The 17643-nt window shown below is 75.2% G+C and carries 12 protein-coding genes, 1 tRNA gene and 1 pseudogene; 10 read left to right on the top strand and 4 right to left on the bottom strand.

The genetic code is table 11. The annotated features are described in order from the left end of the window. The first annotated feature begins 67 nt into the window (after nt 1–67). The 4 genes from ACFXDE_RS06460 (at nt 68) to ACFXDE_RS06445 (ending at nt 6633) form a co-directional block, all read left to right on the top strand. The gene (locus ACFXDE_RS06460; protein ID WP_380491441.1) at nt 68–1792 is read left to right on the top strand and encodes a carboxyl transferase domain-containing protein; all 1725 of its coding nucleotides are present in this window, start codon (nt 68–70) and stop codon (nt 1790–1792) included. A gap of 169 nt (nt 1793–1961) precedes the next feature. Then, nucleotides 1962–4301, top strand: a complete 2340-nt coding sequence (locus ACFXDE_RS06455; protein WP_380491439.1) for an acetyl/propionyl/methylcrotonyl-CoA carboxylase subunit alpha — start codon at nt 1962–1964, stop codon at nt 4299–4301. Further along, the gene (locus ACFXDE_RS06450) at nt 4298–5290 is read left to right on the top strand and encodes a hydroxymethylglutaryl-CoA lyase (protein WP_380491437.1); all 993 of its coding nucleotides are present in this window, start codon (nt 4298–4300) and stop codon (nt 5288–5290) included. The genes ACFXDE_RS06455 and ACFXDE_RS06450 overlap by 4 nt, the downstream gene beginning before the upstream one ends. A 152-nt stretch (nt 5291–5442) precedes the next feature. Continuing rightward, nucleotides 5443–6633, top strand: coding sequence for an acyl-CoA dehydrogenase family protein (locus tag ACFXDE_RS06445; RefSeq protein ID WP_380445960.1), 1191 nt, complete (start codon nt 5443–5445; stop codon nt 6631–6633). A 184-nt stretch (nt 6634–6817) separates the two neighbouring features. Here ACFXDE_RS06445 and ACFXDE_RS06440 read toward each other — a convergent pair whose 3' ends face one another. Continuing rightward, the gene (locus tag ACFXDE_RS06440) at nt 6818–7273 is read right to left on the bottom strand and encodes a universal stress protein (RefSeq protein WP_380445965.1); all 456 of its coding nucleotides are present in this window, start codon (nt 7271–7273) and stop codon (nt 6818–6820) included. Between the two features lie 1077 nt (nt 7274–8350). Between ACFXDE_RS06440 and ACFXDE_RS06435 the strand changes: the two genes are divergently transcribed. Further along, a complete protein-coding gene (locus ACFXDE_RS06435; protein ID WP_380491435.1) occupies nt 8351–9430 on the top strand; it encodes an HAD family hydrolase in 1080 nt (359 codons plus the stop codon). Between the two features lie 68 nt (nt 9431–9498). Here the strand turns inward: ACFXDE_RS06435 and ACFXDE_RS06430 are convergent, their stop codons facing one another. Next, a complete protein-coding gene (locus ACFXDE_RS06430; protein WP_380491433.1) occupies nt 9499–10311 on the bottom strand; it encodes a GNAT family N-acetyltransferase in 813 nt (270 codons plus the stop codon). 1053 nt (nt 10312–11364) lie between these two features. Between ACFXDE_RS06430 and ACFXDE_RS06425 the strand changes: the two are divergent. The 5 genes and pseudogenes from ACFXDE_RS06425 to ACFXDE_RS06405 all read left to right on the top strand — a co-directional run. After that, nucleotides 11365–12645, top strand: a pseudogene (locus ACFXDE_RS06425) (helix-turn-helix domain-containing protein); the annotation flags it as partial. A gap of 593 nt (nt 12646–13238) precedes the next feature. Continuing rightward, entirely contained in the window at nt 13239–13841 is a 603-nt protein-coding gene (gene orn, locus ACFXDE_RS06420) for an oligoribonuclease (RefSeq protein ID WP_359974490.1), read from the top strand. A gap of 188 nt (nt 13842–14029) precedes the next feature. Further along, a tRNA-His gene (locus ACFXDE_RS06415) sits at nt 14030–14105 on the top strand. A gap of 132 nt (nt 14106–14237) precedes the next feature. Further along, nucleotides 14238–14684, top strand: coding sequence for a DUF4442 domain-containing protein (locus tag ACFXDE_RS06410; protein ID WP_329929065.1), 447 nt, complete (start codon nt 14238–14240; stop codon nt 14682–14684). A 103-nt stretch (nt 14685–14787) separates the two neighbouring features. Next, nucleotides 14788–15654 carry a hypothetical protein gene (locus tag ACFXDE_RS06405; RefSeq protein WP_380491430.1) on the top strand — a complete coding sequence of 289 codons (867 nt, stop codon included), beginning with the start codon at nt 14788–14790 and terminating at the stop codon, nt 15652–15654. 403 nt (nt 15655–16057) lie between these two features. Here ACFXDE_RS06405 and ACFXDE_RS06400 read toward each other — a convergent pair whose 3' ends face one another. Together ACFXDE_RS06400 and ACFXDE_RS06395 are read right to left on the bottom strand one after the other, a co-directional pair. Further along, on the bottom strand, nt 16058–16987 hold the full coding sequence (locus ACFXDE_RS06400; protein ID WP_380491428.1) for a spermidine synthase: 930 nt from the start codon (nt 16985–16987) through the stop codon (nt 16058–16060). Between the two features lie 122 nt (nt 16988–17109). Beyond that, the gene (locus ACFXDE_RS06395; RefSeq protein ID WP_380491426.1) at nt 17110–17625 is read right to left on the bottom strand and encodes a hypothetical protein; all 516 of its coding nucleotides are present in this window, start codon (nt 17623–17625) and stop codon (nt 17110–17112) included. Nucleotides 17626–17643 lie beyond the last annotated feature (18 nt).

Genomic DNA, 17643 nt, shown 5'->3' with positions numbered 1-17643 from the left:
GAGAGTGGGCGCACCGGAACCCGGGCCACCCCGCCACCCGGTGCCGAGGGCAAGGGAGCTCTTGGGAATGGTCATCTCAACCGCCGGCGTATCCACCGGCGTCCACGGCAGCGCAGCGCGTGGTGGCGCGGCGGGCGGCGTAGCAGCGCCCGGGCCCGTACCGCCCGGGGCCGCCGCCCCCGCGCCCCGGCTCGGCACGGCCGCCGACCCGGCCTCCGAGGCCTACCGGTCCAACACCGAGGCGCACCGGGCGCTGGTCGCCGAGCTGCGCCAGAAGCTCGGCGCGGCCGCCCTCGGCGGCGGTGCCAAGGCCCGCGCCCGGCACACCGCGCGCGGCAAGCTGCTCCCCCGCGACCGCGTGGACACCCTGCTCGACCCCGCCTCGCCCTTCCTGGAGCTGGCCCCGCTGGCGGCCGACGGGATGTACGAGGGCGCCGCGCCCGCGGCCGGCGTCATCGCGGGCATCGGCCGGGTCGCCGGGCGCGAGGTGGTGGTCGTCGCCAACGACGCCACCGTCAAGGGCGGCACGTACTACCCGATGACGGTGAAGAAGCACCTGCGCGCCCAGGAGGTCGCGCTGGAGAACCGTCTCCCCTGCATCTACCTGGTGGACTCCGGCGGCGCGTTCCTCCCCATGCAGGACGAGGTGTTCCCCGACCGGGACCACTTCGGCCGGATCTTCTACAACCAGGCCCGGCTCTCGGCCGCGGGCATCCCGCAGATCGCCGCCGTGCTCGGCTCGTGCACGGCGGGCGGCGCGTACGTCCCGGCGATGAGCGACCAGGCCGTCATCGTCCGCAACCAGGGCACGATCTTCCTGGGCGGGCCGCCGCTGGTGAAGGCAGCCACCGGCGAGGTGGTCACCGCCGAGGAACTGGGCGGCGGCGAGCTGCACTCCCGCACCTCCGGCGTGACCGACCACCTGGCCGAGGACGACGCCCACGCCCTCTCCATCGTCCGCACGATCGTGGCCGGCCTGGGCCCGCGCCCGGAGCGGCCGTGGCCGCTGGCCGCGGTCGAGCCGCCGGCCGTCGACCCGGCCGGCCTGTACGGGGCCGTCCCGGTGGACCCGCGCACGCCCTACGACGTGCGCGAGGTGATCGCCCGGCTGGTCGACGGCAGCCGGTTCGCCGAGTTCAAGGCCGAGTACGGCGCGACCCTGGTCACCGGGTTCGCCCGGATCCACGGCCACCCCGTCGGCATCGTCGCCAACAACGGCGTGCTGTTCTCCGAATCGGCCGTCAAGGGCGCCCACTTCATCGAGTTGTGCGACCAGCGCGGCATCCCCCTCCTCTTCTTGCAGAACATCACCGGCTTCATGGTCGGCCGGCAGTACGAGGCGGGCGGCATCGCCAAGCACGGCGCCAAGATGGTCAACGCCGTCGCCTGCACCCGCGTCCCGAAGCTGACGGTGGTGATCGGCGGCTCGTACGGAGCCGGCAACTACTCGATGTGCGGCCGGGCCTACTCACCTCGCTTCCTGTGGATGTGGCCGGGCGCGAAGATCTCCGTGATGGGCGGCGAGCAGGCGGCCTCCGTCCTCGCCACCGTCCGCCGCGACCAGTTGGAGGGGCACGGCGAGGAGTGGCCGGCCGAGGCGGAGGAGGAGTTCAAGCGACCCGTCCGCGAGCAGTACGAGCGCCAGGGCAACGCCTACTACGCCACGGCACGGCTCTGGGACGACGGCGTGATCGACCCGATGGACACCCGCACCGTGGTCGGCCTCGCCCTCACCGCCTGCGCCAACTCCCCGCTGCCGCCGCCCGGTCCGTACGGCGTCTTCCGGATGTGACCCCGCGCTCCCCGGGCGGGGCCCCGCACCTCCCTTCCCCGCCCGGGGCGCACCCGCTCCCGGTGTGACCCCTCCGACGCCGGCCGCCGGGCCCATCGCCCGGGCCCGCGCCCGGACCGTCCACCCCACCTCCTTCGTACGGCCCCCTCGACCCGGAGGAACGCCTCCCATGTTCGACACAGTTCTGGTCGCCAACCGCGGCGAGATTGCCCTCCGGGTGATCCGCACCCTGCGGCGGCTCGGCGTGCGCTCGGTCGCCGTGTTCAGCGACGCCGACGCCGACGCCCCGCACGTCCGCGAGGCCGACGTCGCCGTCCGGCTCGGCCCGGCCGACCGCAGCGACAGCTCGGCCGCCGAGACCTACCTGCGGACCGACCAGATCCTCGCCGCCGCCCGGCGCACCGGCGCCCAGGCCGTCCACCCCGGCTACGGCTTCCTCGCCGAGAACGCCGCCTTCGCCCGCGCCTGCGCGGACGCGGGCCTCGTCTTCATCGGTCCTCCTCCCGGTGCGGTCGAGCTGATGGGTGACAAGATCAACGCCAAGGAGGCCGTCCGGACCGCCGGCGTCCCGGTGGTCCCGGGCAGCCGGGCCACCGCGCCCACCGACGACGAACTCGTCGCCGCCGCGGACGAGATCGGCTACCCCGTCCTCCTCAAGCCGTCCGCCGGCGGCGGTGGCAAGGGCATGCGGCTCGTGCGGGACCCGGCCGAACTGCGGACCGAGATCGCCGCCGCGCGCCGTGTCGCCCGGACGGCCTTCGGTGACGACACCCTGCTCCTGGAGCGCTGGGTGGACCGCCCCCGCCACATCGAGGTGCAGGTGCTCGCCGACGCCCACGGCACCACCGTCCACCTCGGCGAGCGCGAGTGCAGCCTCCAGCGCCGCCACCAGAAACTGATCGAAGAGGCACCCTCCGTCCTGCTCAACGCCGAGACCCGGGCCGCGATGGGAGCCGCGGCCGTCCGCGCCGCGGAGTCCTGCGGCTACACCGGGGCCGGCACCGTGGAGTTCATCGTCCCCGGCATCGACCCGGACTCCCCCGCCCCCGACTCCCCCGAGGACGTGCGGGAGTTCTTCTTCATGGAGATGAACACCCGTCTCCAGGTGGAACACCCCGTCACCGAGCTCGCCATCGCCGTCGCCGACCCGGACGGCGGCCGGCCCCGCCGTCTGGACCTGGTCGAGTGGCAGCTGCGCGTCGCCGCCGGCGAGCGGCTCACCTTCGGTCAGTCCGACATCTCCTTCCTGGGCCACGCCATCGAGGCCCGCATCTGCGCCGAGGACCCGGAACGGGACTTCCTGCCCACCGGCGGACGGATCCTGGTGCTCGACGAGCCGCAGGGCGAGGGCATCCGGGTCGACTCCGGGGTCGCCCCCGGAAGCGTCATCACCAGCGCCTACGACCCGATGCTCGCCAAGGTCATCGCGTACGGGCCCGACCGCCCGACCGCGCTCCGCCGCCTGCGCGCCGCGCTGGCCGACACCCGCATCCTGGGCGTCACCACCAACACCGGCTTCCTGCGGCGACTGCTCGCCCACCCCGACGTCGTCGCCGGCCGACTGGACACCGGCCTGGTGGAACAGACCGTCCGGCAACAGCCTGCCCTGCTGGCCTCGCCGCACTCGCCCGCGACGGCCACCGACTCGGCAGCCGACCAGGCCGACCAGGCCGACCGAACCGCCGGGACCGACCACGCGGCCCCGGCCGACCCGGGCGCGACCGACGGATATCCCGCACCCGTCCACCTCCTCTACTACGCGGCCGCCCTCGCGCGGCACGCGGACCTCACCCCGGCCGCCGACTCCGGCGGCTGGACCGACCCCTTCTCCCTCCCCTCCGGCTGGCGCCTGGGCGGCGCACCCGCCTGGACCACCCACCGGCTCCGGGCCCCCGGCCAGGACCCCGTCTCGGTGCGCATCCGTTCGATCACTGTCGGCAACGTAGCCGACGCCACTGACATTCCCGGCAATGTCACCCTTGAGGTGGAAATCGGACTCGGCTCCGGCCCGGCCCACCGGGCCCGGGCGGTCCGCACCGCCGACCGGCTGCACCTGACGGTCGACGGCCTGCAGACCTCCTTCGCGCTGACCGTCGACGACACCCCCGGGGTCGCCGGCGCCCCGGTGACCTGGCTCGGCGTCGAGGGCGACGCCTGGCCGCTGCACAGCCACGACGCGGTCGGCGAGGGCGCCGCCGCGGCCGGCGCCCACCACGGCGCCCTCACCGCCCCGATGCCCGGCACCGTCACCGTCGTCAAGACCGCGACGGGCGAGGCGGTCCGCAAGGGCCAGGCCCTGCTCGTCCTGGAGGCCATGAAGATGGAACACGTGATCTCCGCCCCGCACGACGGAGTCGTGAGCGAGCTCCGCGCCACCGCCGGGGCCACCGTCGCGATGGAGGAGCTGCTGGTGGTGGTCACCCCCACGGAGGAGGGCGCGGACGTTCCCGCGGGCGCCCCCACCGGCGCGGACGCGACCGCCACGAGCCCGGCGGAGGTGCGGTCGTGACCACCGCCTCCCCCGCCCACGAGCCCGACGCGCTCGAACTCGGCCTGCCCGACCCCGTCCGCGCCCCCGGCCTGCCGGAGAAGGTCCGGATCCACGAGGTCGGACCGCGCGACGGGCTGCAGAACGAGAGCGCCCTGGTGCCCGTCGAGGTCAAGGCCGAGTTCATCGCCCGGCTCGCCGCCGCCGGGCTGCGGACGGTCGAGGCCACCAGCTTCGTCCACCCCAAGTGGGTGCCGCAGCTCGCCGACGCCGAGGACCTGGTACCCCGGCTGGCCGACCTGCCCGGGCGCCACCCCGGGCTGCGGCTGCCCGTCCTGGTGCCCAACGAGCGCGGCCTCGACCGCGCGCTCGCCCACCACGCCGCCGACATCGCGGTGTTCGCCAGTGCCACCGAGACCTTCGCGCGCCGCAACCTCAACCGCTCGGCGGACGAGGCGATGGCGATGTTCCGCCCGGTCGTCGAGCGCGCCACGGCGGCCGGGGTCGCGGTCCGCGGCTACCTCTCGATGTGCTTCGGCGACCCGTGGGAGGGCCCCGTCCCGGTCTCCCAGGTGGTCCGCCACGGCGTCGCGCTGCTGGAGATGGGCTGCGCCGAGCTGAGCCTCGGCGACACGATCGGCGTCGCCACCCCGGGGCAGGTCGCCGCCCTGCTCGCCGCGTTCGCCGCGGCGGGGGTGCCGGCCGAGCGGCTCGCGGTGCACTTCCACGACACCTACGGCCAGGCGCTCAGCAACACGCTCGCGGCGCTCCGCGAGGGCGTCACCACCGTCGACGCCTCGGCCGGCGGCCTGGGCGGCTGCCCGTACGCCAAGAGCGCGACCGGCAACCTCGCCACCGAGGACCTCGTGTGGATGCTGCACGGCCTCGGCGTCCGGACCGGCGTGGACCTGCGCGCGCTGGTCGCCACCAGTGGCTGGATGGCCGAGCGCCTCGGCCGCCCGAGCCCCTCCCGCACCGTCCAGGCGCTGCTCGGCGCCGCCCGGGGCTGACCGTCCCGGATCGCCGTCCGGCGTCCCCCGTCCACTCGGACGACCTTCTTTCCAGACGACCACACCACGCGACCGTCACACCATCGGACGGACGCCGGTCACCCCGCTCACGCCCGCGGCCACCCCGGCCGGGCGGCCCCAGGAGGAACACCGTGTTCGATCACCGGCTGAACAGCGAGTACGAGGACCTGCGGCGCACCGTCGCCGAGTTCGCCCAGGACGTGGTGGCGCCGAAGATCGGCGAGTTCTACGAGCGGGAGGAGTTCCCGTACGAGATCGTCCGCGAGATGGGGCGGATGGGCCTGTTCGGCCTGCCCTTCCCCGAGGAGTACGGCGGCATGGGCGGCGACTACTTCGCGCTCGGCCTCGCGCTGGAGGAACTCGCCCGGGTCGACTCCTCGGTGGCCATCACCCTGGAGGCGGCGGTCTCCCTCGGCGCCATGCCGATCTACCGCTTCGGCACCGAGGAGCAGAAGCGCGAGTGGCTGCCGCGGCTCACCTCGGGCGAGCTCCTCGGCGCCTTCGGCCTGACCGAGCCCGAGGGCGGCTCGGACGCCGGCGCGACCCGCACGACGGCCCGCTACGACGAGGCCACCGACGAGTGGGTCATCAACGGCACGAAGTGCTTCATCACCAACTCCGGGACGGACATCACCGGGCTGGTCACCGTCACCGCCCTCACGGAACCGCTCGCTCGTTCGAGTGAAGAGGGCGAATTCCGCTCGCCAACGCGCGAGATCTCTTCCATCATCGTGCCCACCGGGACCCCGGGGTTCCAGGTCTCGAAGAAGTACTCGAAGGTCGGGTGGAACGCATCCGACACCCGCGAACTGTCCTTTACCGACTGCCGCGTTCCCGCGGCCAACCTGCTGGGCGAGCGTGGCCGAGGCTACGCCCAGTTCCTGCGGATCCTCGACGAGGGCCGCATCGCGATCGCGGCCCTGGCCACCGGCCTGGCCCAGGGCTGCGTCGACGAGTCCGTCGCGTACGCCGGCACGCGCCGGGCCTTCGGCCGGCCGATCGGTGCCAACCAGGCCATCCAGTTCAAGCTCGCCGACATGGAGCTGCGCGCCCACACCTCCCGCCTGGCCTGGCGGGACGCCGCTTCCCGGCTGCTGCACGGAGAACCGTTCAAGAAGGAGGCCGCCATCGCGAAGCTGTACTCGTCCGAGGCCGCCGTCGACAACGCGCGCGAGGCGACGCAGATCCACGGCGGGTACGGCTTCATGAACGAATTCCCGGTCGCCCGTTTCTGGCGCGACTGCAAGATCCTGGAGATCGGCGAGGGCACGTCGGAGGTCCAGCGCATGCTCATCGCCCGGGAGCTCGGCGTCACGTCCTGAACCGCACCCTGCGGGGGTAACGCCCGCCCCCGCAGGGACGGTTGGGGCAGGCGACCGGGGCCGGCCGTCCGCGGCGGTCGGCAGCTGCGGCCACCTCCGGCGGACGGCGACAGCCGTGGGCCCGCGCCGGAGCGGGACGGTGAGGGGATGGACGCGAGGGGATGGACGCCGGGCTGGTGCGGCGTCAGGGGATGACGATCACCGGTCGGTTGGCGCGGCGCGCCAGCCGACCGGAGACCGAACCGAAGATCTTGCCGAGCAGGCCGTGCGTCGTCCCGACGACGATGGCGTCGGCGGCGTACTCGCGGCCGACCTCCTCGATCTCGTGGCAGATGTCGCCGCCGCGCTCGACCAGGATCCACGGCACGCCGGCGAGGAAGTCGGCACAGGCGAGCTCCAGGCCCAGCACCTCGGTGCGGTGGTCCGGGAGGTCCACGAAGACGGGAGGCTCACAACCCGCCCAGACCGTGGCGGGCAGGCGGTTGGCGACGTGCACGATCACCAGGCCGCACTGCGAACGGCGGGCCATGCCCACCGCGTAGGCGAGGGCTCGCTCGCTGGACAGCGAGCCGTCGAAGCCGACGACCACGCCGTGCTGGAAGGCCGGGTCGCAGGCGCGGCCGGGCTCGTCCTGGACGATCGGCTCGGTGTGCGCGGACCGGCCGGACGTCTCCGGGCGGTCGGCGCCCGGGCCCAGGCGCCCGCTCACCGCGGGCTCCGTGCGGTCGGCCGCGGGCTCACCGCGCCGTCGGCGGTCACCGGGACGACCACCGGCGCGGTCGCGGCGGACGATGTCGCGCAGCGAGCGCGCGAAGCCCTGCACGCCGCCGTGCGCGGGCTCGTGGTGCTCTGCTCGGTGGGCACCGCCGGGAGCGCCCGCATCGGGCCGGCCGGAGCCTGCGCGGCCGGAGTCCGCTTGGCCGACGTCCGCACGGCCGGTGACTCCATCACCGGTGGCTCCGTCGCCGGTATCTGCACGGCCGGTATCTGCGCGTCCGGTGTCTGCACGGCCAACGCCTGCGCGTCCGGTGTCTGCACGGTAAGCATCTCCACGGCCGGTGTCCGCACAGCCGGAATGCGCACGGCTCGAATCCACCTGGCCGGAATCCGCACGGTCGGCGTCGTCGCGCGGAGCGGAGTCGCCTCCGGTCGCTGGGCCCGTGCCACGGGGAGCGTCCGGTTCAACCGGTCGGGAGAACTCAAAACCAGCCATGGCTCACGGCTCTTCGCGGGAGAGGGGCCGACAGGAGAGGACAACGCTGCCCGGGGAGCAGGCCCGCCCACGGGATGACATCGGTCTGCGCCGCCCAGCACCGTTTGTGACCTGTTCCTTTCAGAGTACGACGGGCGTGAGGCCCAGCCCAGCGGCGAAGCCCCGGGGCGCCGTTGTTCCCGCGAAAGGGGGATGCGCCCACCGAGACCGCGCGCCCCACTCGCAAGCCTTCGCGCCCCCTCCGGAAAGGAGGTTCCCTGGAGCTTGACTGAGCGAACCGGACCGCGCAACAGGCCCACGGAACACCGTGACCGGACTGTCATTGATCGGCGACGATCCGTCGCGGGCCGTCGCGACCCGTGACGTCCCACCCGTCCCACCAGGCCCGTTCCGCCCCACCGGCACACCGGTCCGCAGCACCCGTTTCAGCCACTTCGTGCGGGTTCGCGACGCTCTCTGGCATTTGCCACGTGCATAGGCGCGGGCACTGGCACCATGCTCGGCATGCCCCTGCTCCTGTTCGACCTCGACAACACGCTGCTCCCCAGGGACGCCGCTTTCCGGGCCTGGGCGCAGGACTTCCTGTCCGAACGCGACCTACCGCCCGGAGACGTCGACTGGTTCGTCACCCTGGACGGCGGCGGCTACGTGCCGCGCAGCACCGTACTGTCCGCCGTCCGGCGCCGCTACGGGTTGGACGCCTCTTCCGACGACCTGCTCGACCACTACCGACACGGCATCAACTCGCACATCCACTGCCCGCCCCGACACGTCGAAGCGCTGCGGGCGGCCCGGGCCGCCGGGTGGACCCTCGGCATCGTCAGCAACGGCGGGACGGGCCCCCAGTCGGAGAAGATCCTGCGGACCGGGCTCGGCCCGCTGGTCGACGGCTGGGTCATCTCCGAGGAGGCCGACTGCGTCAAGCCCGACCCGCTGATCTTCGAGATCGCCGCCCGGCGGTGCGGCGTCTCCCCCACCGGCGACTGGGCTGCGCACACCTGGATGGTCGGGGACCACGCGCCGGCCGACATCGCCGGAGCGGAGCTGACCGGTCTGCGCAGCGTCTGGCTGCACCACGGCCGGCCCTGGGCCGAGATCGGCTACCGGCCGACGCTGAAGGCCGCCGGCCTGCCGGAGGCCGTCGGCCAGGTGCTGGCCGCGCGCAACGCGCCGTCCGTCCGGGCGGGCGTCCGCGCGGGCGTGCCGGTCCGGCGGCGACCGGCCGGGCAGACGCGCGTGGTGGCCGCCTCGGCGGGCAGCGCTGCGAGCGGGCAGGCGGCCGTGACGGCGCTCATCGGCGCGCGGTCCGGCGTACGGCCGACAGCGTCCGCCTCGGAGGGCTCACGTGCGCCTGTTCCCGTGAACGCCGGGGCGGGCGGCACCGGAGGACCGGAGGCGGGGGTCGCTGTCCGAAACCGCTCAGGTGAGCTTGCCGTGATCGTCGCGGAGCACAACGAGGCGGGCGCGAACGGTGCGGGCACGCCCGTCGAACGTCCAACGGCGTTGCTCCCCAGGGCGGATGGGCCCGTGCGAACCAGGTTCGCCGTCCCGCTGGAGGCGCTGCCGACGGCAGCGGCGCGGTAGGTCGGCGGCAAGGGGCCGGCAGCAGAGGCCGGCAACAGGAGGTCGTCGGCAAGGCCGACGTACCGGGGCTACGCCTGCGCCCGGGCCGCCTGCGCGGTCCGGGTCCACCAGCACGTGCGCCCCTGGTCGGCGAACCCGAGCCTGCGGTAGAGCGGTTCGCCGACGGCGGTGGCGACCAGCGTCACCGGGCGGTCGGGTCGGGCCGCCGCCAGGGCGGTCTCCAGCACGGCGCGCGCCACGCCCCGGCCACGGGCGAAGGGCAGCGTGGCGAGCCAGTACACCCCGGTGGCACGGCCGTCGTCGTAGGTGAGGCAGGCGCCCGCCGGCGTGCCGTCGAGGCGTCCCAGCCACACCCGGCAGCCGGAGTCGTGCAGCATCCGCTCCGGGACCGCCTCGCCGCGTGTCCAGGGTTGCCGGGCGGGCTGCGGAAAACCGTCGACGATCACGCGTTCCGCGGCGGCGAGGGTGTCGCCGTCCACCACCTCATCCACCGTCAGGGAACCTCCGCCCGCCGCCTCACGGGCGTACGGCAGCGACTGCCCGCCGCCCCCGACCGGGCCCGGCTCACGGACCATCACCGGCATGACCGGCAGGCGGGTAGCTCCGAGGCCGGTCAGGTCGAGGCCGCCGTACGGGTCCTCCAGGGTGAAGCGGCCGGTGGACCAGGCCGCCAGGAGCTCGGCCAACTCCGCTTCCGGCAGAGCCGGTTCGGCGTACGGGCGGGTGATCAGGACGCGGTGCGGGTCGTCCGGCGTGCGGGCGCAGCGGACGGCGGTGAGGGCGCCGCCGGTGCGGGTCCGCCAGCCGTGCGCCCGGGCCTGGCCGAGCCAGAAGGCGGCAGCGTTGTCGTTGGCCTGTTCGAGCCGGCGCGGATCGTTCACGACTGGACGGCAACCCGGGCCGTCACGCCGGCCGCGGCCCGCCCGGACCCTGGCCGAATGAAGCCAGGGAGGCGCACTTCCGCCGACTTGTGCGCCCTCCCGTGCACCGCCGATTTTCGGTCAATTTCTGGCCGGTCCCTCCCGCTTGGGCAAATCCGCAGCCCAGACCCGCCGGCCGGGCGCCCCGGAGCCGGACGCCCCAGGAGCGGCCCCGCGACAACCAGCCACCGTTACACCGGCCCTCTTCCCAGAAGGGTCGACGGGTGCCACGCTTCGTGATCGAATGCATCACGCCAAATTGCCATGTCGACATAGCGTCGGATGGTGAACTTGTCACAACGGCAACGGTCCACCCGATAGATTTCGATCTTGGCTAGCAGTGCCGCACCACCCACACCACACCACCGAGGGGGCTTGAGCGCCTTGAGCAGGGTGAGCAGGAGCGACGCGGGTCCTGACAGCGGCCAGACGGTGGCCGGCATCGCGGGTCGCCCCGCGAGAAGCGCTGGCACCTCCGCGATCGCCGCCACCACCCGCAACTCCGGCACCTCCGGCACCGCTTCGTACCCCTCCCACTCCGCCGGACCGAACGCTCCGGCCGCCCACTCCGCCGCGCCCGGCGCCCCTTCCTACGGCGCGTCCCCGGAGCACGGCGGACCGGCCGTCAGCCGAGGCCCCATCAACCCAGGCCAGCCGTACGGCTCCGGCGGTGCGGGCGCGGCATACGGATCCGGCACCGCAGGCCCGGGCTACGGATCCGGTACCGCGGGCGCGGGTTACGGCTCCGGAGCCGCGGGCCAGGGTTACGGATCCGGCGGCGCGGGCCAGGGTTACGGCGCGGACTACCCCGTCTACCCGGGCACGCCTGGCGCTCCCGGCCTGCCCGGCGGCTCCACCGGCACGCTCGGCGGACTCGGCCTCGGCCCGGGCGTGGGCGTCGCGGGCGGGCACGGTCCGCTCGGACACGGCGCTCCGCACGGTCCCGCACACGGCGGTGCCCACGGCGGCCCGCTCGGCGAGCGGTCCGGCGCGAACGGCTCCGCGACGGCGGTGATGACCGCCGCGCCGCGCAAGCTGTCCGGCCGGCGCCGCCGCGAGACCGTCGCGGTGCTGATCTTCGGCGGCGCCCCGATCTTCGAGAGCTCGATCCCGCTCTCCGTCTTCGGGGTCGACCGCCAGGACGCCGGGGTGCCGCGCTACCGCCTGCTGGTGTGCGCCGGGGAGGAGGGCCCGCTCGCCACCACCGGCGGCCTCACCCTCTCCGCCCCCTACGGCCTGGAGGCCCTGGCCCGGGCCGGCACGATCGTCGTACCGGCCTGGCGGTCGATCTCGCAGCCGCCGCCGGTCGAGGCGATCACCGCCCTGCGCAAGGCGCACCACGAGGGTGCGCGGATCATCGGCCTGTGCACCGGCGCGTTCGTGCTCGCCGCGGCCGGCCTGCTCGACGGGCGGCCGGCGACCACCCACTGGATGTACGCCCCGACCCTCGCCAAGCGCTACCCGCGGGTGCACGTCGACCCGCGTGAGCTCTTCGTCGACGACGGCGACGTGCTGACCTCGGCCGGCACCGCCGCCGGCATCGACCTCTGCCTGCACGTGGTGCGCAGCGACCACGGCGCCGAGGCGGCCAACGCGCTCGCCCGCCGCCTGGTGGTGCCGAGCCGCCGCAGCGGTGGAGGACAGGCCCAGTACATCGATCAGTCTTTACCGGAGGAGATCGGCAACGACCCGCTGGCCGAGGTGGTCACGTGGGCGCTGGAGAACCTCAACCAGCAGTTCGACGTCGAGGTGCTGGCGGCTCGCGCCTACATGAGCCGGCGCACCTTCGACCGGCGGTTCCGCACGCTCACCGGCAGCGCGCCGCTGCAGTGGCTGATCACCCAGCGGGTGCTCCAGGCGCAGCGGCTGCTGGAGACGTCGGAGCTGTCGGTGGACGACGTCGCGCGGCGGTGCGGGTTCCGTTCGCCGGTGGCGCTGCGCGGGCACTTCCGCCGTCAGCTCGGGGTCTCGCCGGCCGCCTACCGGACCGGCTACCGGGCGCGTCGGCCCGGCCCGCAGACCGCGGGACCGGCCGGTCCGCACGGGGCGGCCACCGCGACGGCGGCGGGCGGCGGCGCGTTCGGCGGGGTGCACGGCCAGCAGCCGGCGCACGGGTTCCCGGCGGCGGCCGGCGGTCCGGTGCTGCCCGCGCAGCACGGTCAGCACCCGCAGCACGGGCAGGCGGCGGCGCACGGCCAGCCGGGCGGCCACGGTCAGGCCGGTCCGCACGGCCAGCCGGGTCCGTTCGGTCCCGGTCCCGCCGGTGCGCAGGCCCCGCAGCCGCACCACGCGCGCCCCGGTCAGGCGTACCCGTACCAGCAGGCCGCGCAGCAGCCGTACCCCGGGCAGCCGGGTGCGGCGCGCGGTCCGATGCGGCCGCCGCTCGTGCCGCCGCAGGCCGGTCCGGGCGCGGGCCGTCCGCCGCGCACGGCCGAGCACGCGGCGACCGAGGACGGGCTCCCGCAGCCGGGTGCGCGCGGCCAGGGGCAGGGTCACCGGAGCGCGGTCGAGCGGCCGGCGGACGAGCCGGGTGGCGCCGGGGCGGTGCGCGGTCACGGCTCGCCCGGCGGGCAGCCGGTGTCCGGCGGCGACGTCCGGGCGCGTCAGGCCCGGGCGCCGCAGGTCCGTCCACAGGGCGGACGCGCGGCGGCGGCCGACGGCGGCCGTGCCGCGGCGAGGGAGGCCAGGCCCGGACGGGACGGCCACCCCGTCCGCTCGGACCGGGAGGCCGACCACACCGGCGCCGCGGAGCACCGCGACCTCGGTGAGCACGGCGACCACGCGGACGGCCTCGGGCCGGACGAACGGTCCGCCGAGGCGCTCGCCCAGGCCCCCCGCTCGGCTCCACCGGTCCCCGCGGCGCGTGATCGCGCCGTAGGGTGAGTTGCGTGAATGACCGTTTGGTATGGATCGACTGTGAAATGACCGGCCTCGACCTCGACCGGGACGCCCTGGTCGAGGTCGCGGCGCTGGTGACGGACTCCGAGCTGAACATCCTCGGCGAGGGTGTCGACGTCATCATCCGCCCGCCCGCGGAGGCGCTGGCGAACATGCCCGAGGTGGTGCGCGCCATGCACACCTCCTCCGGGCTACTCGACGAGCTCGAGCACGGGGTGACGCTCGCCGAGGCCGAGGAGCGGGTGCTCGCGTACGTGCGCCAGCACGTGCCGGAGGCCGGCAAGACGCCGCTGTGCGGGAACTCGGTGGCCACCGACCGCGGCTTCCTGGCCCGGGACATGCCCGCCCTGGAGGGCCACCTGCACTACCGGATCGTGGACGTCTCCTCGATCAAGGAGCTGTCCCGCCGCTGGTACCCGAAGGCGTACTACAACAGCCCGCAGAAGGGCGGCAACCACCGCGCGCTCGCCGACATCCGCGAGAGCATCGACGAACTGCGGTACTACCGCGAGGCGGTGTTCGTCCCCCAGCCCGGCCCGGACACCGACACCGCGCGCGCGATCGCCGAGAAGTACCGGCCCGCGACGGACTGACCCTCCGCACCAACCCGCGCACCCACCCGCCGGACCGTCCGATCGGACGGTCCGGCGGGCTCCGGTAGGGCTCCGCGAGGGGTCCGCGCACGCCCGCGGGAAACCCTGGCGCGAGCACCCTCTCGGATCCTGTAGAGTTCTTCCTGTCGGAACGGGAACGCGAAGAGCGGGAACGGGCCGGACAGATGGTGGGTGTAGCTCAGTTGGTAGAGCACCTGGTTGTGGTCCAGGTGGCCGCGGGTTCGAGTCCCGTCACTCACCCCACGAGCCCGAGGGGCCGATCTCTTCAAGAGGTCGGCCCCTCGGGCGTTTTCGCGTTCCCTCACATCGGACTCCCGCACCGCCCGTCGAGGACGGGCCTGTCGCCGGAAGCTACCGAGCAGTAACATCGTCCGCATGACGACACCTTCGATCGGCCAGATGCTCGACGCCACCGTCCCGATGGCGCGCACCCTCAAGCTCGAGTACCTGGAGACCACCCCGGAGCGCGCCGTGCTCCGGCTGCCCGACCAGCCCGAGTACCACAACCACGTCGGCGGGCCGCACGCCGGCGCGATGTTCACCCTCGCCGAGTCCGCCAGCGGCTGCATCGTGCTCGCCGCCTTCGGCGACCAGCTCTCGCGCGCCGTGCCGCTCGCCGTCAACGCCGAGATCGCGTACAAGAAGCTCGCGATGGGCGAGGTCACCGCGACCGCCGTGCTGGGCCGCCCGGCCGCCGACATCGTCGCCGAGCTGGACGCGGGCGAGCGCCCGGAGTTCCCCGTCACCGTCGAGATCACCCGGGCCGACGGCGCCGTCACCGGTGTGATGACGGTCACTTGGACCCTGCGCCCCAACTCCTGACCGCCGCGCGGTCCGTGGCCCCGGGGCGGCATCCCCGGGGCCACGATGACTGTCCGTGACGGCCGGCGTGACCTCACGGCCCGTCCGCTCGTTCTCAACTCACATGCGAGCCAATCACGCCACCAGGCACCAGGAACCCGACCCCCTCGGCGCCACCGGCGCCCGGCGCTCGGCCGGCCGGTGGCTCCCCGGGCCCCGCGCCGTCGCGGCCGGCGGGGCACTGCTCGCACAGCTCTGGGGCATCGGCGCCACCGGCGCGTACGCGGCCACGACCGACCCCCTGCCCGCCCCCGCCGACACCGCCGTCCGACGCGCCCTGCACGGCACGCCGGCGCAGCACGACAAGGAGTCGGCCGAACGCGTCGGCACTCCCGCGCGGACGCCCGCCTCGAACTCCCCCGGGCTCGTCGACGAGCTCGCCGGCACCACCGGGGCCGCCAACGGCGGCCTGCAGGAACGCATCCGGGCCGGCGGCCTGCCGCTCCCCGGCCAGCGGGCGGCCGTACCCGACGCCTTCGCCCTGGCCTCCGGCCTGCTCGGCGCGGTGCCGCCCCAGGGCCGGCCCACCGCGACACCCGCGCCGCGCGAGGGCGGACCCGCCGGGTCCACGGCCACCCCCGGCGAGCACGGCGGGACGAGGTCCGCACACCCCGCGGGTTCCGCACCGGCGGCGCGGAAGGCCGAACCGGCCGCCGCCGCACCCGAGCCCGCGGTGCCGTCGGGCACGGCCGCCGGACCCGCGGCACCCGACGCCACCGCCGGCACCGGGCACACCGGACAGACGTCCACCGCGCCCTCGACCGGCGCTCCGGGAACGCCCTCGGCCCTCGCGCTCGCCGACACGGCCACCGTGACCGCCGCCAAGGACGGCTCCGGCACGGCCACCGCCGTCCTCGCCCCCATCGCGGCCGGGCTCCTGCTCACGGGGGCGGCGATGTGGAAGCACCGCGGGCTGCCGCGGGGGCACTGACCCGACGGGGCCTGGCGGGCGGGATCCCTTGCCGGGGGGACGAGTTCACAGCCCGGGTGGACGCGCGCCGGGTCGAGCACGGCGGTTGGCGCAGCCGAGCGGCCGCGGCCGGCCGGCGCGGCCGGGCCGACGCGATGGGCACAGCCCGCCAGGCACAGCCGAGCGGACACGGCCGGGCGGGCGCGGTGGTCGCACCCCGCCAGGCACAGCCGAGCGAACGCGGCGGGCCGGCGCGATGGGCACAGCCCCCCAGGCACAGCCGAGCGAACGCGGCGGGCGGGCGCGGTGGGCACAGCCCCCCAGGCAAAGCCGAGCCGACGCGGCGGTCGCGGTCGGACGGACGCCGCAGGAACGGCTCGGCAAGGCACCTGCCACACGGCGAGCGCCCGCGCCGCACCGCCCGTCAGCGGAAGACGCCCGCCGGCGGGGCCGGGGACGGGACGGCCGTGGCGTCCGTCACGGGAGCGGCCCCGGCGGTGAACGCGGCCAGGGGCCCTCCGTGTTCGACGCGGGCGAGGGCGGAGTCGGTGGCCACGCGCCGCGTGAGGTCGGCGACCGGGAGGGGGGCGTGGGCCGCGGCCAGGATCAGGTTGCCGAAGCGCTTGCCGCGCAGGACCGCCGGGTCGGCGACGAGGCAGAGCTCGGGGAAGACCGCGCCCAGCGTGGCGACCTGGGCGCGCGCGAACGGGAGGGCGGAGCCGTCGGCCATGTTGACCGCGTACCAGCCGCCGGGGGCGAGCGCGCGGGAGGCGAGCGTCGCGAACTCGACCGTGGTGCAGTGCGCCGGGGTCCGGGCGCCGGAGAAGACGTCGGTGATCACCAGGTCGACGCTGCCCTCCGGGGTGCGCTCCAGCACGTTGCGGGCGTCCCCGCCGCGGACCTTGATCTGCCAGCCGCGCTCCAGCGGGAGTTCGGCGCGGACCAGCTCGGTGAGCGCGGTGTCGATCTCGGCGACCTGCTGCCGGGAGCGGGGGCGGGTCGCCGCGACGTAGCGGGCGAGGGTGAGGGCGCCGCCGCCGAGGTGCAGGACGGTGAGCGGGCGGCCGGGCGGCGCGACGAGGTCTATCAGGTGGCCGAGCCGGCGCTGGTACTCGAAGCCGAGGTGGGTCGGGTCGGCGAGGTCGACCATCGACTGCGGGGCGCCGTCGATCAGCAGGGACCACGCGGCGGGGCGGTCCCGGTCCGGGCGGAGCTCGGCCAGGCCGGAGCCGACGGGACGGGTGAGCGGCCCCTGGGCGTGGAGGCGGCCGCCGGGCCCGGTGGTGTCGGGCTGCGGCTGCGCCGTCGCGCGGCCCCGGTCGGTGCCGCGCGCGGCCCTGCTGCTTCGTCCCATGACAGCCATTATCGGCGCAGGTCGATGGGACCACTCGAACTGGCGAACGCCCGCGGGCGTGCTGGGTGGATCCGGCCGGAGGAACGGACCGAGGGCCCGGCGGGATCCGCACGGCACGCCCGCTAGAACGGGCCGAGGCCGCCGGCGGTCAGCGTGCAGGCGGCCTCGCAGAGCGCGGAGCGGAGCACCCACGCGTCGGTGGGCCGGGTGGAGCCGTCGGTGGCGGTCGGGGGCATCACCCAGCGCGGATCGGCGACGGGCAGCAGCAGGGCGCCGGGCGTGCACGAGCTGCCGGGCAGGTGCCAGGTGTCACAGGTGCCGGCCGGGACGTAGAAGGAGACGGTGCTGCCGCTGCGGCTCTGCAGGACGGCCCCGCAGGCGCGGCGCAGGCGCAGGATGTCGACCGCCTCCAGTCCGTGCCGCACGCCGACCGTCACGGTGTCGTAGCCGGGGAGGACGGTGCCCTCGCCGACGGCCGGGCGGCGGCCGGGGCTCCGGCCCCCGCAGGGGGCGCGGCCGCCCTCGACCGGTCCCCGGCCGGGGATCCGGTCGTCGGCGGGATCGGGGAGCAGGGCGGGGGCGGCGCCGGCGAGCACACCTCCGACGGCAGGTCGGTACTGCGGCAGTCCGGTGGCCATCACGGGCCCTCCTGTCAC

This window comes from Kitasatospora sp. NPDC059408, assembly GCF_042751525.1.
In the GTDB taxonomy this organism is placed as follows: Bacteria; Actinomycetota; Actinomycetes; order Streptomycetales; family Streptomycetaceae; genus Kitasatospora.
The sequence above is the reverse complement of the archived record's forward strand: the minus strand, read 5'-3'. Positions and strand labels throughout refer to the sequence as shown.

Coding starts and splice junctions, on each gene's coding strand:
- ACFXDE_RS06460 (WP_380491441.1), top strand. CDS start 68: ATGGTCATCTCAACCGCCGGCGTATCCACCGGCGTCCACGGCAGCGCA.
- ACFXDE_RS06455 (WP_380491439.1), top strand. CDS start 1,962: ATGTTCGACACAGTTCTGGTCGCCAACCGCGGCGAGATTGCCCTCCGG.
- ACFXDE_RS06435 (WP_380491435.1), top strand. CDS start 8,351: ATGCCCCTGCTCCTGTTCGACCTCGACAACACGCTGCTCCCCAGGGAC.
- ACFXDE_RS06410 (WP_329929065.1), top strand. CDS start 14,238: ATGACGACACCTTCGATCGGCCAGATGCTCGACGCCACCGTCCCGATG.
- ACFXDE_RS06405 (WP_380491430.1), top strand. CDS start 14,788: ATGCGAGCCAATCACGCCACCAGGCACCAGGAACCCGACCCCCTCGGC.
- ACFXDE_RS06400 (WP_380491428.1), bottom strand. CDS start 16,987: ATGGGACGAAGCAGCAGGGCCGCGCGCGGCACCGACCGGGGCCGCGCG.
- ACFXDE_RS06395 (WP_380491426.1), bottom strand. CDS start 17,625: ATGGCCACCGGACTGCCGCAGTACCGACCTGCCGTCGGAGGTGTGCTC.